Origin of the sequence: Shewanella sp. 8A (genome assembly GCF_023475945.1) — a bacterium.
Taxonomy (GTDB): domain Bacteria; phylum Pseudomonadota; class Gammaproteobacteria; order Enterobacterales; family Shewanellaceae; genus Shewanella; species Shewanella xiamenensis.
The window spans coordinates 1-13182 of record NZ_JAMDJP010000032.1; the positions used below are offsets into that span (position 1 = coordinate 1).

At 43.6% G+C, this 13182-nt stretch carries 13 protein-coding genes; 5 read left to right on the top strand and 8 right to left on the bottom strand.

The features are described from left to right. The first annotated feature begins 641 nt into the window (after nt 1–641). Entirely contained in the window at nt 642–1403 is a 762-nt protein-coding gene (locus M0413_RS18630; protein ID WP_140907314.1) for a tRNA-uridine aminocarboxypropyltransferase, read from the top strand. Nucleotides 1404–1466: 63 nt separating this feature from the next. On the opposite strand, the gene M0413_RS18635 is transcribed toward M0413_RS18630, so the two are convergent. Next, entirely contained in the window at nt 1467–3524 is a 2058-nt protein-coding gene (locus tag M0413_RS18635; protein WP_249555239.1) for a PhoX family protein, read from the bottom strand. A gap of 176 nt (nt 3525–3700) precedes the next feature. Continuing rightward, nucleotides 3701–4882, bottom strand: coding sequence for a tyrosine-type recombinase/integrase (locus M0413_RS18640; RefSeq protein WP_390901415.1), 1182 nt, complete (start codon nt 4880–4882; stop codon nt 3701–3703). 515 nt (nt 4883–5397) lie between these two features. Between M0413_RS18640 and M0413_RS18645 the strand changes: the two genes are divergently transcribed. The 3 genes from M0413_RS18645 to M0413_RS18655 all read left to right on the top strand — a co-directional run bounded on the left by M0413_RS18645 (nt 5398) and on the right by M0413_RS18655 (nt 8420). Beyond that, on the top strand, nt 5398–5898 hold the full coding sequence (locus M0413_RS18645) for a hypothetical protein (RefSeq protein ID WP_037418942.1): 501 nt from the start codon (nt 5398–5400) through the stop codon (nt 5896–5898). Between the two features lie 158 nt (nt 5899–6056). Beyond that, the gene (locus M0413_RS18650) at nt 6057–6377 is read left to right on the top strand and encodes a hypothetical protein (protein ID WP_172588399.1); all 321 of its coding nucleotides are present in this window, start codon (nt 6057–6059) and stop codon (nt 6375–6377) included. Between the two features lie 75 nt (nt 6378–6452). Beyond that, nucleotides 6453–8420, top strand: coding sequence for a RecQ family ATP-dependent DNA helicase (locus M0413_RS18655; RefSeq protein ID WP_249555241.1), 1968 nt, complete (start codon nt 6453–6455; stop codon nt 8418–8420). A gap of 42 nt (nt 8421–8462) precedes the next feature. Here the strand turns inward: M0413_RS18655 and M0413_RS18660 are convergent, their stop codons facing one another. The 6 genes from M0413_RS18660 to punR form a co-directional block, all read right to left on the bottom strand. Further along, a complete protein-coding gene (locus M0413_RS18660; RefSeq protein ID WP_037418950.1) occupies nt 8463–8801 on the bottom strand; it encodes a TusE/DsrC/DsvC family sulfur relay protein in 339 nt (112 codons plus the stop codon). Continuing rightward, a complete protein-coding gene (tusB, locus tag M0413_RS18665; RefSeq protein ID WP_037418953.1) occupies nt 8795–9076 on the bottom strand; it encodes a sulfurtransferase complex subunit TusB in 282 nt (93 codons plus the stop codon). The genes M0413_RS18660 and tusB overlap by 7 nt, the downstream gene beginning before the upstream one ends. Next, nucleotides 9076–9432 (bottom strand): sulfurtransferase complex subunit TusC, encoded by a 357-nt coding sequence (tusC, locus tag M0413_RS18670; RefSeq protein ID WP_011622737.1) that lies wholly within the window; start codon nt 9430–9432, stop codon nt 9076–9078. Before tusC ends, tusB begins: the two co-directional genes overlap by 1 nt. A gap of 14 nt (nt 9433–9446) precedes the next feature. Then, nucleotides 9447–9836 carry a sulfurtransferase complex subunit TusD gene (gene tusD / locus M0413_RS18675; RefSeq protein WP_186295897.1) on the bottom strand — a complete coding sequence of 130 codons (390 nt, stop codon included), beginning with the start codon at nt 9834–9836 and terminating at the stop codon, nt 9447–9449. A 66-nt stretch (nt 9837–9902) separates the two neighbouring features. Further along, entirely contained in the window at nt 9903–10562 is a 660-nt protein-coding gene (locus M0413_RS18680; RefSeq protein WP_037418955.1) for a Bax inhibitor-1/YccA family protein, read from the bottom strand. A 259-nt stretch (nt 10563–10821) separates the two neighbouring features. Next, the gene (gene punR / locus M0413_RS18685; RefSeq protein WP_039977075.1) at nt 10822–11724 is read right to left on the bottom strand and encodes a DNA-binding transcriptional activator PunR; all 903 of its coding nucleotides are present in this window, start codon (nt 11722–11724) and stop codon (nt 10822–10824) included. A 115-nt stretch (nt 11725–11839) separates the two neighbouring features. Here punR and punC point away from each other — a divergent pair, with 115 nt between their 5' ends. Then, entirely contained in the window at nt 11840–13111 is a 1272-nt protein-coding gene (gene punC, locus M0413_RS18690) for a purine nucleoside transporter PunC (protein ID WP_099458090.1), read from the top strand. Nucleotides 13112–13182: the final 71 nt, after the last annotated feature.

A 13182-nucleotide genomic window follows, 5' to 3' on the forward strand; every position in this document is an offset into this window, starting at 1 on the left:
CCTTGCCATTCGCTAGTAGTTAACGTTTAATAACAGGATGTTATTGAACGGTGACCTTCCTACAGAGGACTTTCACCTCATTAGTTCATGCCCATGCTGGGCGTACACAAGCAAAGGCAGCATCGCCCTGCGGGCTGGACGCGCTAACGCGCGCCGCTGCTTTGGTAGTTAAACCCATAGAATTTTTAATCCGAAACTCAAAAATTAGAGTTGGGGATCTAACACGCTTTTGTCCCAAAGCGTGTTTCGTATTTCTTTAAAACTTACAGATTACGCTAATGCTAAAAAGGCTAGCCATGGTGATTAGCGAGACGGCCGTCCACCACATGGACGGGGCGGTCGAGCATCCACGGATTGACTTGCTGCGTGTCGGTGAGTGAACACCATGGCAAGCCTATGTTAGTGGATATCAGCCAACGAATCTAATCAGGTTGCCATAAGTTTGATAATGCTATGACTCACCTTTAGTGCATTAAATCTAACGCGCTTTAATGTCCCAAAGCGAGTTGCCTGAGTATGAGACTTTATTACTCTTCCACAATTGCACCTTTATCGGCCAAAGGATACACTGCGCCTCCGCGACATAATGGCACACCTTGTGTACTGCCTTTTAAAACGAGTTTGATTGAGAATTGGTTGCTATGGCTCTTGCCCCACACGCTGTACATCGCTTATATGAATATCGCAAATCCATTTCGACTAAGCCTTTTGGCGCTCGCGGCAAAAAACTCATCCGTTGTCCTTTGTGTTTATTAGGTGCGCAATTTTGTACTTGTTCGCTGCGCAGGCAGTTAACCACTCAGGCTAGCTTTCTGCTGATCATGTATAACGACGAGGTCATCAAGCCAACCAATAGTGGCCGCTTAATTGCGGATCTTATCCCTGATACCTATGCGTTTCTGTGGTCGCGCACCGAGCCAGCAGCTGAGATGCTAGCACTGTTAAGCAATGAGCATTATCAGCCGTTTTTAGTGTTTCCCGCCCAATATGCTAACCCTGGCCAAACCGTATTAAGCCAAGTACCCATGGCTACGCTGGCGAACGGCAAACGCCCTTTACTGATTATGCTTGATGGCAGTTGGCGAGAAGCCATTAAAATGTTTCGTAAAAGCGCTTATCTGCAAGATTTACCTATCTTGTCTTTTGATCCTAATACGTTAGCGACTTACGCACTACGTAAGGGCAGTCACGATTTTCAATTGGGGACGGCAGAAGTTGCTTCACTGGCATTGGCTGCGATGGGTGAAGAGGCAAATGGTAAAGCATTAACCGCATGGTTCGATCTGTTTGTCGAGTCATCTTTACTTGGGCGCAACCGTCGCTGCCGTGAAGATATTCTACCGATCAGCGAGTTTACCGATGCCTTTGAAGCGGCTTATCGCGCTGCGACGTTGGAGTTGTGATTTACAGAAAATCCCCTCGAGTGAGGGGATTGATGTGCTTTATCTGATGCTTTAGTCGATAAATTAAACGGCGACTTCTTTGCCATCGAGTTTACGGATCACCACAGTGGCCGCGCGAGGGCGAAGCACGACACCTGTAGGCGTGACTTCAGCAGCGTTGTTTGAATAAGGCCAGTTTCCCGGATGCTGGATGTTGGCAAATACCGAGGTATAATCAGGGCTTATAGCAAAACCTGTGACTTCACAATCGTTGGGACCTACAAAAAAGCGTTTTAACTCCATTTGGTTATTGCTCGTTAAACTCGCTTGCTTATTGGCACTATCAAGCAGCGTCGAAGGGACAATCGCCAGCATTTGATCGTTCGTTTCTTCGGCGACTTCTTCAGCACCATTATCGGTTTGTACCCATAAGATCCCGCGTTTATCAAAGGCAAGACCATCTGGGCTGGCAAACTGGTTTAGATCTGTTAAGCCAGATAAATTAGTCTCGGCATTACCATCACTTGGTGAGCCAAAGACAAAAATATCCCAGGTAAATTCAGTCTCTTTCTCAGCTTCATCCCAACGAATAATATGTCCAAAGTTATTTTTCAATCTTGGATTTGCGGGGTTTGCTTCGGTACGTTTCGAGTTATTTGTCAGTGTTAAATAGGCTGAACCTGTGAAAGGATCGACTGCGCACCACTCTGGACGATCCATCGGTGTCGCGCCCAGTAAGTCTGCTGCTCCAGCGGTATTGAGAATAATCTCAGCCAGACTAGCAAAGGTGTCACCTAAGGTTTTGCCATCAGTCGTTTGGCTAGCTAAGGTCAACGGTAGCCAAACACCAACGCCATTTTCACTAAACTTAGCCGCATATAATGTGCCTTCATTCATATATTTATCGCCAACTTCAAGGCGATTGCTGCTGTTGGCATCTTGTGGGTCCCAAGGTGCTGCCGACACGAATTTATAGAGGTACTCAAAACGCGCATCATGACCAGAATAAAATACCACGGGTTTACCTTCGCTCAACTTACCAAAAGTACAACCTTCGTGACGAAAACGCCCTAAGGCAGTGCGCTTAATTGCGCGGGATGTGGGATTGTATGGATCTATTTCGACGATATAGCCATGGCCATTGGCTTCATTGCGATAATCGTCCTGAGCGCTCGTTCCCTTTGGGGTCACATCAAAGCGGCTAAATTCATCAAGGCGTTCTTCATCTTGGCCGGCAAGATCATCCCAGCCATAACGACTGGAGGTTTTACTGATCCCTATGCGAATTTGATCTGGAGTGAGAGAGCCACGGTTAACAAAATATTCAGGCCAATTTTCCTCACATGTGAGGTAAGTGCCCCAAGGGGTATAACCATTACCACAGTTATTTAAAGTACCACGAGCTTGGCTACCATCGGGGGAGTATCGGGTTTCAAGCAGTGAAGAATAAGCTAGAGGACCGGCGATATCCATCACTGTCGCGCCGGTAAAACGGCGATTATGGCGATCGTTATAAATTACTTCCCATTGATTATTCGTCAATTTGATTCTAACCACTGACACTCCATGGGCATTAATTTCCTTGCGAACTTCATCGACAATGGTTCGTAATCCCGTTGTTGCATCGACCGTTGGACCATTGGGATGTAGGGCTATTTCATCAATATATTCATGGTTAATACACAATAAACCATCATCACCAGCGTCATTCAGTGGGAAAAAATGCATTCCGTCATGGTGCATACCGACAGCATTTGCTTGGTCATCTGCGGTATTACTGCCATCCGCTTTCCAAGGTGCAGCTTTAGAATTTAATGGTGTCCCCCAAGGTGCAAGGACTTGGGCGGTATACCCCTCAGGTACGACTACAGCATCTAAACGTGCGCCTTTGACTGAGGTAAAGTTAAGCTTAGCGCTACTTTTGCTAGGTGGTATTGGTGGCACGGGATCAACTGGGGTGGGGGAGGAGGAATTGCCAGAACCACATCCCGTCAATCCCATACCTGCAAAGGCGGTCATTGCCCCAAGACCTAATCCACTTTTGACAAAATTACGACGAGATAAATGTTTATCCAACACTTGGTTAAAAGGTTCGTTATTACTTTTATTATAGCGTGTAGGATCAAAGGTAGCCTTGCTCATATTTTACTCCAGCTAGTACGGATAATTAATTTCGTGACTAAGCCTAAAGTACTTATATGACACCAAAACGGCATTTATATTACAGGAATACTGCAATGACTAACCATAAACATTTGCAAGACTTAACTTAAAAATATCTTAAATACAGTATTGTGAATTATGGACTAATAAAATGGTTAATCTTCTTTCGGTTTTAGATAATGGCGCAATGAACGCGGATCCGTATGACCAGTTCGTGCCATGATATATAGTGTATCCTTATTGTTTTCATGTAGTTGTGTTACGCATCCGCTGCGTAAACTATGTGCGCCGTAGTATTGAGCGGGTAATCCTGCTTTTACGCAATATTGTTTAATAATTCGATAAATATCGTCTCCATTTAAGAATCCACTATTTCGGTTAAATGTGGTATTGGACTTGTTATTATCTTTCACTTGATAAGGTCTTAAGGTTTTTCCATCACGAGAGATAGAGCGAAATAAATGCCCATCACTAATCTGACTTTCATGTAACCATGCTTTTACTGCATGAAAAGCGGCGAAAGGTTCAGAATCAGGTAAATTTTTCCATTCTCTTAATCCTTGCTGATTACTTTTAGAAAATGGCAGGCGTACTTTTAATTTATCCCGCATAAAACTTAAATATTGCACCTTCAAATTCGCTAACTCAGAACGGCGAAATCCTCCTTGTAAACCGAGTTGAATAATAGCCTTATCCCTTGAACGCAGCAGAGGATGAGGTTGTTGCTCAACCGCTTGGAGCAGTAACTCTACTTCATCGTACATTATCGGTTGTTGATCATAATCTTGCACTCGGCGATTGTGATTACGACTCAAACCGCGCATGACTCGGAGCACCAGCGGGTGCTCAGTGGGTGACGGAAAACCCGCTTGTATGTGATAGTAACGAATCGCGGCTAACCGTGTGGTTAAGGTTTGCTTAGAAAGCTGCATCCCTGTGTCGGCCATTAGCAATTCTTTTTGATGACCAATAAAAGAAATTACGCTTCTGGGATCAGTCGGTAATGATTGTAATCTGTGTTCTAAGCAATATTGTGCAAATAGACTGAAGCTCGTTTGGTATACACGGCGAGTATTGCTGGATATTTCAAATTCAGTTTCGGCTGCTGCATTATAAAAGTCATTATGCACAGATTGGGGAAGTGCACTTTCTTCAAAAAATGCATTATCAGCTTGTGTAAGTTTTTTTGTTAAATGAGTATTTACCCCTACGGGTTGCTGATTAACATCTATTGGATAAAATCGATTCGTTTTTGACATTAGAGCGATTTTCACTGCCGATAAAACTGGCGCAATTATACGTAAATCTTTGCTATTACTACCAGTGATAATCGTCATTATCACTGGTAGTCGAGTTATATGAGGTTAAAATGCACAAATAGGTTATAAATAAAACAGTTTAGAGAGGGCTAGGGCAAAATAGAGTGAAATTTATTTTTATATGAAAATTCAACCATCATTTACCGTGATTCACATTATTGCTTAAATATTATTCCATAAATGGTGTTGAACTTAGTGTTGGCGATAAAACACTCTATTTGATATTTAATGCTTGCCATAAAGTAGTAAGGATTAATTAAAATATTTAAATATGGTTACACCATTTTATTGATTATTAATGTTGACTAAATTTAAGACAGAATGATTGTTGGTGCTGAGCTGGTTAAAATTTAGTCTTGTAAAAACATAATATTAGCCATGATTACCAAGATGAACCTTAGCCTTAACCGTACAGCTTTTAAGCGAGAAGAAGGTTATAGCAAAAACGATTGATAAAATGGTGTAACCATTCTTTTATTTTATGGTGTTTATCGTTATCATGGGCTTATCCGTTAACAACACGTTTTGCATAAATGACGACAGCCTATTTTTGGGAATATCATCAAGAAGCACCAACCTCGGGGCGAAAATTACGGTTATTGGATAAAGCAGAATTAGTATTTGCCTTACCGTTAATTTATCGTATGGTTCATCCTGATGTGGTTGGGGAAAAGGCTGGATGGTTTAACTTATTGATGCATTCACCTGCAAGTTATACTGAGCTAATCGCTAACATAAATATACTGGTTCAATTACGTAAGAAAAATCAAACGGTAGATGTTCAATTACAGCAAGTGAATCGAATGCTGAATCAATATTTTAGTGATTTAGGATGGCGCATGGTTCGCAAAGAACTTTCCCAGATAAAAAAGCGTCAGAAAAAGTCCCACATCGAAGTTAGTAAGGATATTATTCTACGCTTAAAGCGTTATATGGAACTTGAGCGTTTAGATAGTTTTGATCAAGCACTTGATACGTTATTATCAGAACATGCCGCTACTGTTTCTGCCGCAAATGAAGAAGAAACCTTTTAAATAATGTTCATATCAACCAACGGCTATGTTTACCATCTTCAATACGTGACTTTTTGGTTTAGTGACGTAAACTAAACTGAAGTTAGCGATGACGCTGGCGTTAATCGCACAACGTTGGACAATGCTTCTAGCAGAAGTTTGTGACATAGGGAAATCATATGCCAAAAAAGCTATCAGTACTTTGCCGAGTTGAACCTGGTTGTCTCGGGCCAGATGGCCGCGAACATATTGAAGCTTTTTGTACCTTAGCACAGCAGGCCATGAAGCATTTTGCTGTTGATTTAGTGACGTGGACCTTAGTGCCTCGTTACGATAAAACCATGCCAGAAATGGAATACACGGTTGATCATAAAAATTTGTCACGTTCTCAAGTTTCCCTATACTTCAATACATTAGGTCAAGATCTCGATACATTTGAAGAGGTCTTTAACGATAAGCTCACCGCATTTATCAATTTATATTTAGCCAGAAAGTCATAGCGACAAGGTCTAATCGTTCTCAGCATTTCTTCAGTCGCAGACCCTGTCTATATGATAGGGTACAAGGATTTTTCAATGTCTTATTCAGCACCTCAACCCGATGATGTATCAACCTTGATACCACTATTACAGCAACAATTTGGCTTTGCAGGATTTAGACAGGGTCAAGGTGAGGTTATCTCTCAGCTATTAGCTGGTCAGTCGAGTCTGGCGATTTTTCCTACTGGCTCAGGAAAATCGCTCTGCTATCAATTTACCGCGCTACAACTTCCCCATTTAACCTTAGTGGTTTCGCCATTGTTGGCTTTGATTAAAGATCAATTAAGTTTTTTACAACAGAAGGGCATTAAAGCGGCGAGTATTGATTCGACCTTAACACCAGAAATGACTCAACAGGTAATGCGTGAGGCTCGCTCAGGCGAGTTAAAATTGCTAATGGTTTCGGTGGAGCGATTTAAAAATGAGCGATTTAGGCAATTTATTCAATCAATTCCGATCTCTATGCTAGTTGTTGATGAAGCACACTGTATCTCAGAATGGGGACATAATTTTCGCCCCGATTATTTAAAACTCCCCGATTATCGGCGCGAACTAGCGATTCCATTGGTGCTGTTACTCACTGCTACTGCAACACGTAAAGTAAAGCTTGATATGGCGGCGCGTTTTGATATTAAGCCACAACACATTGTTCAAACAGGCTTTTATCGTGCTAACCTCGACTTGACAGTACTACCTGTAGCAAGTCAACACAAGTTGGCTGCACTACAACAGCAGTTACAACATGTTATCGGTGCAGGAATTGTCTATGTGACTTTGCAGCATACAGCAGAGGAGGTGGCCGCTGAACTTTGCCGTATGGGATTTGAAGCAAGCGCCTATCATGCTGGGTTTGAGGATGAGAAACGCCAGCAAATTCAGCAGGACTTTATGCAGGGCAATATCAACATCGTTGTTGCGACCATCGCCTTTGGAATGGGGATTGATAAAAGCAATATTCGTTTTGTGATCCACTATGACTTACCAAAATCTATTGAAAATTACTGCCAAGAAATTGGCCGCGCAGGGCGTGATGGACAACTTTCCCATTGCGTCACTTTAGCCAATTTGGATGGGATCAACACTGTCGAAAACTTTGTTTATGGCGATACGCCTGAACTGGCAAGTATTAAGGCTGTAATTAATAACATTCGCGAAGAAACCCACAATGGACGTTGGGAACTGCAACTTCATCAACTGTCAAATGTGAGTAATATTAGACAACTCCCTCTGAAAACGTTACTCGTGCAGCTTGAAATGCAAGGCATCATCAAACCACTTTATGCCTATTACGCCGATATTCGTTACCGTTTTATTGTGCCGCAAGAGCAATTTTTGCATCAGTTTTCACCCGAACGGCAGGCATTTTTAACCGATATTTTCGCCCACACTCAAATGAAGCGCATTTGGGGCAGTTTGGATTTTTCTTCACTGTATCAGGCTACGGGGGCTGAACGGACTCGAGTAATGGCTGCGTTAGAATATCTTGCGAGTCAGCAACTCATTGAATTAGAAGCAAAGCAAGTCACCGATGTCTATCAAGTCGATGAAAAAGGTTTATTACAGGAAAACCGAGCAGAGCGGCTCTATCAATACTTTGCTGATAAAGAAGTAAAAGAAATTGCTCGCATTGCACAGTTAGTACGATTTTTTGAGCTAACGACTTGCTTAAATTACAATTTAGCTCGCTATTTTGACGATAATGCAGCACCTCAATCCTGTGGTCATTGCAGTGTTTGTCGTGGCCATGTGGCTAAATTGACCTATTCTGAAGAGCCAATATGGCCTGATGATACGCAAATTCGTGCCGATTTAAACGAGTTAAAACTCGCAGCAGAAGCCAAAGGCTTAGCACCTTTGTCCTTAGATACCCAATGCCAGTTTTTAGCAGGCCTGACTCAACCTATCTTGACTCGTTTGCAATCTCGCAAACTCCAAGGCTTCGGACGTTTGGAAAAATGTAGATACGCCGATATCAAGCAAAGGCTACAAAAAGCGGGTACTTAAGGGGTAATGATTGAAGGCATATATGCTATATGCCTTTCGTGATCAGATGCATTTAGCTGGTTTAGGCAATCCTGCGATTTTTGTCGCCTGTTTAGCTGGGCCAACGGGAAACAGCGTATAGAGGTATTTGGAATTGCCTTTATCTGGGCCTAAGGTTTGGCCAATGGCTTTAACTAACACCCTAATCGCAGGGCTGGTTTTATATTCCAGATAAAAATCCCGAACAAAATTGACCACTTCCCAGTGAGCACTGGTCAGTTCAATTTGTTCTTCATGAGCGAGCAGCGGCGCCATATCCGGGTGCCAGTCGGCGATATTCTTCAAATAGCCTTGATGGTCGCGCTCAATTTCGACGCCGTTAAATATAAGCGGATTTACCACGTGATCACCTTATCGTGCTGTAGAGCTTGAGTGACAAACTCGTTGTAATCAATTTGACTAATGTTATTAAGACGTTCCGTTAAGCCGCGGGCGATGACATCGTCTTTCAGCACCATCACCTTAAAGGGGGATAGCGCCATGGCCCATTGGCGCAGTAATAATGCATTTACGCCATCACTCGAGAGTAAAATCGCATCCTCTTTACATGCATAACGCAGGCAAAGTTTGAGGGCATTGTCTCGGCTGGGCGAGGTTTGAATATGATGTAAAATCATTAGAATACTAAGACCTCATCGACGGCTTTTAAGTGAGCTGAAATCGCTTCATCGTTTAAGATAGTCACCGGAATCGACAGCAAACCATGGCTTAAGCCGTAGTCACCTAAGGACTGTTTGCAGGCAAACACCGATTCGATGTCGTACAACGGGAGCGCTTTTAACGCTGCAAGGTAATCTTTACCACCGATAAGTTCGGGTTGTTGGTCTTTAAGCAGATGAAGCACGCCTTCATCGACAAACACTAAACTCACTTCTTGCTCAAAACTGGCGCTTAACAGGGCAAAGTCTAGGGCTTCGCGGCCTTTAGTGGTGCCATGGGGCGCGCTTCGGAACAATATACAGATTTTTTTCATAACATTTCCGAAGCTTAAAAGCAGATCAAATGATCGGCTGATTCAATTCCCGTGACCAGTTCTCCCAGTCCACCCATAATAAAAGAACGTTCCACATTCCAGTGGCTTAGCCCGTTTTCCTGCGCCTCTTGCTGCGAGACGATGCCGCGCCGTAATGCCGCAGAAACACAGTTCACTAACGAGACTTGATGCTCGGCCGCCAGTTGTTTCCAGCCTTTAACCACATCATATTCATCGGATGCGGGTAAGTTAAAGTCCGTGGAGTTATACACGCCATCCTGATAGAAAAACACACAGACAATCTCATGTCCGCTTTGCAGGGAGGCTTGGGTGAAACGTAGGGCATTCACACTTGCCGACGTGCCATAGGCTGGCCCGTTTACTTGGATAATAAATTTGCTCATCATAAAAAAAATGGCCCTAAAAGTAGGGCCATTTTAGCGTAAGTTTCCCGAAAAGGGGATTAATCATTAATCATCGTTACCAATGCCAAGCAAATGCAAAATGGCGATGAATAGGTTTAAAAAGTCCAGATACAAGGAGATAGTGGCGCGGATATAGTTAGTCTCGCCACCATTCACGATACGGCTAGTGTCGAACAGGATAAAGCCGGTCATTAACAGCGCAAGACCCGCGTTAATCGCCATAAAGGCCACACTGTTACCCACGAAAATGTTAATCAGTGCAGCGGCGATCACCACAATCAATCCGGCGAACAGGAAACCACGTAGGAAAGAGAAATCTTTCTTAGTAGTGACTGCATAGGCCGAGAGCGCAATAAAGATAACCGAGGTTAATCCTAAAGCTTGCATGATAAGCTCAGAGCCATTGGTCATGCCAGCGTAGTGGTTAAGCATGTAACCTAATGAGGCGCCTTCCATACCAGTGAAGGCAAATACCCAGAAGATGCCCGCAGCCGAGTCAGCTTTGCGTAGGGTAACAAACAACAGCACTAAACCACCGATAGATAAACCGAGTGACATCAGTGGGCTGATGTTGAGCGCCATCGCTAAGCCTGCACACAATGCAGAAAAGGCGAGGGTCATGGCCAGTAACAGATAAGTGTTTTTAAGAAGTTTATTCACTTCTAAGGTGGATGCACTCGTTGAGTACAGGGTTTGCTGAGTCATATCTTTCTCCATTAGCTTTTGAATCCAAACTGATCATTTTGATTTTTAACGGGCACGAGAGTTCCCATTAATCTCGCAAATCCAGTAATCCTGTTTGCATAGTAACTAAAACAGCGCTTGGCTTAAAGGATTCACGCCACAAATAACAAGTTGTAAAGGCTGATTTTTCTGTGTTGTCTGATGATTCAGCCGTATTTCGTTACAACAGTGCAACACAAAGACTTTAAAACAAGCTTAATCCTGTGATCATACGGCAATATTACGCCAGCCATTCACGGTGTAATTTATCGGTATCGCCTAAATAATCCAGCACCCAGGCGAGGGCAGGCGACATTTTGTCGGCATTCCAAGCCAGACAGCAGGGGCTGGTTAGCTTAGGATTTTCAAGCTGTTTTTCGACCAAGGCGCCAGCTTTGATAAAGACGCTGGCCAAATGAACTGGCATATAGCCAATGCCGAGGCCCTCTCTAAAACAGTTAATCGCGCGGATCCAATCCGGCACCACGAGTCTGCGCTGATTCTCCAATAACCAGGTCATGCGCTTAGGAATTTCCCGCGAGGTATCTTCCAAACAAATAGAGGGGAAGGGACGCAATTCATCATCGGTCAATGGCCGGTCAATACTGGCTAAGGGATGGTTTTTACTCACCAAAAACGCCCATTGAATATCGCCCATGTCTTTATATTGGTATACGCCACCTACGGGAATGGCGGTGGTTGCACCAATGGCGATATCACTTCGACCGGTCGCAAGCGCCTCCCACACCCCGTTAAAGACCTCGATGCGGATGATAAGCTCAATATCATGGAAATGACGGTAAAAGTCGGCGATTAATACGCTAATTCTGTCCGCGCGGACTATGTTATCTAAGGCGATAGACAGTGTGGGTTGCCAACCATTTGCCACACGTTGAGTGCCACGTTTCATCTCATCCATTTGAGTCAGCAAGTTTCTGGCTTGCTTAACAAAATGCTCTCCCGCAGGGGTTAAGGTCACGCTGCGGTGGTGGCGCTCAAATAACACTACGCCAAGTTCTTCTTCGATTTGCTTAACGGCATAACTGACCGCTGAAGGGACCTTGTGCAGTCGATTGGCTGCCGCCGTAAAACTCCCCACCCGGGCCACGATATCAATGAGTTCTAACGCTTGTTCCGAGAGCATAGCTGACATCCATTGCAATGAAAATAATTGATAGCATCTGTCAAAAATAAACGTTTCCAATCAAATTAACAAGTATTTAGACTGCACGCCTTAAGTCTTTTGACATGATTATTTTATGAAAACATCTAGTAATATCTTTGTAAATATGAAGTTTTTTATATTCTTATTCTATTTAGCCTTGTTAAGCATGTTAGGCTTTATTGCCACAGACATGTATTTACCTGCTTTCAAAGCAATTGAAAGTTCGTTCAATTCTTCACCTTCACAAGTGGCGATGTCGCTCACCTGTTTCTTGGCTGGTTTAGCCTTAGGGCAGCTGATTTATGGCCCTTTGGTCAGTAAACTCGGCAAACGTTATGCCCTGATCTTCGGCCTTGGCATTTTTGCCGCGTCCAGTGTTGCAATTGCCAATAGCGACTCGATACTGATGTTGAATATCGCTCGATTCTTCCAAGCCATTGGCGCCTGTAGTGCTGGCGTTATTTGGCAAGCGATTGTGGTCGAACAGTATGATGCCGAAAAAGCTCAGGGGATCTTCAGCAATATTATGCCGTTAGTGGCATTGTCACCCGCATTAGCCCCAATCCTTGGCGCTTATATTCTGAACGATTTTGGATGGCGTGCAATCTTTATCTCATTGTGTGTGATTGCCTTTTTATTGGTGCTGATGACCTTATACTTCGTGCCGAGCCATGCAGCGCATCAGGATGCTAAGCCAAGCGCAGTTTCCTACAAGCAGATTTTGAAAAATACCCGTTATTTAGGTAACGTAGTGATTTTTGGTGCGTGTTCAGGTGCGTTCTTTGCCTACTTGACGGTATGGCCGATTGTGATGGAGCAGCATGGCTATCAAGCAACCGAAATTGGCCTTAGCTTTATTCCGCAAACCATCATGTTTATTGTGGGCGGATACGCGAGTAAGTTATTGATAAAACGTATTGGTGCCGACCGTACACTCAACGTATTATTGGCAATGTTTGGACTCTGTGTTATCTCAATTGTATTTTTCACCTTATTAATGAAGATGGAAACTATTTTCCCACTGCTGATTTCGTTCTCGATACTTGCAGCGGCGAACGGGGCGATTTATCCCATCGTCGTGAACAGCGCCTTGCAACAATTTACCCAAAATGCGGCTAAAGCGGCAGGATTACAGAACTTTTTGCAAATCACTATCGCATTTGGCGCCTCAAGCTTAGTCGCGCTCTGGGCAAGCTCAGGAGAAGTTGCCATAGGTTGGGCCATTTTGAGCTGTTCATTAGTGGTGATCTTGGGTTACCTGTTAAAAACTGAACAAACATGGGCCGATTTTGCCAAACACTTTACTGCGCCGGATCCAGCTCGCCTTGGGATCAATGTGGATAAGAAGCAAAATCAAGCAGATTGAATGTAATACGAGCAGTTAGCGCAAAATTATCAGTTAGTGCTTTACAGTCAGTAAACTAACTTATATTATGC

Coding starts and splice junctions, on each gene's coding strand:
- M0413_RS18640 (WP_390901415.1), bottom strand. CDS start 4,882: ATGACGATTATCACTGGTAGTAATAGCAAAGATTTACGTATAATTGCG.
- punC (WP_099458090.1), top strand. CDS start 11,840: ATGAAAACATCTAGTAATATCTTTGTAAATATGAAGTTTTTTATATTC.
- M0413_RS18655 (WP_249555241.1), top strand. CDS start 6,453: ATGTCTTATTCAGCACCTCAACCCGATGATGTATCAACCTTGATACCA.
- M0413_RS18630 (WP_140907314.1), top strand. CDS start 642: ATGGCTCTTGCCCCACACGCTGTACATCGCTTATATGAATATCGCAAA.
- M0413_RS18645 (WP_037418942.1), top strand. CDS start 5,398: ATGACGACAGCCTATTTTTGGGAATATCATCAAGAAGCACCAACCTCG.
- tusD (WP_186295897.1), bottom strand. CDS start 9,836: ATGAGCAAATTTATTATCCAAGTAAACGGGCCAGCCTATGGCACGTCG.
- punR (WP_039977075.1), bottom strand. CDS start 11,724: ATGCTCTCGGAACAAGCGTTAGAACTCATTGATATCGTGGCCCGGGTG.
- tusC (WP_011622737.1), bottom strand. CDS start 9,432: ATGAAAAAAATCTGTATATTGTTCCGAAGCGCGCCCCATGGCACCACT.
- M0413_RS18650 (WP_172588399.1), top strand. CDS start 6,057: ATGCCAAAAAAGCTATCAGTACTTTGCCGAGTTGAACCTGGTTGTCTC.
- M0413_RS18680 (WP_037418955.1), bottom strand. CDS start 10,562: ATGACTCAGCAAACCCTGTACTCAACGAGTGCATCCACCTTAGAAGTG.
- tusB (WP_037418953.1), bottom strand. CDS start 9,076: ATGATTTTACATCATATTCAAACCTCGCCCAGCCGAGACAATGCCCTC.
- M0413_RS18635 (WP_249555239.1), bottom strand. CDS start 3,524: ATGAGCAAGGCTACCTTTGATCCTACACGCTATAATAAAAGTAATAAC.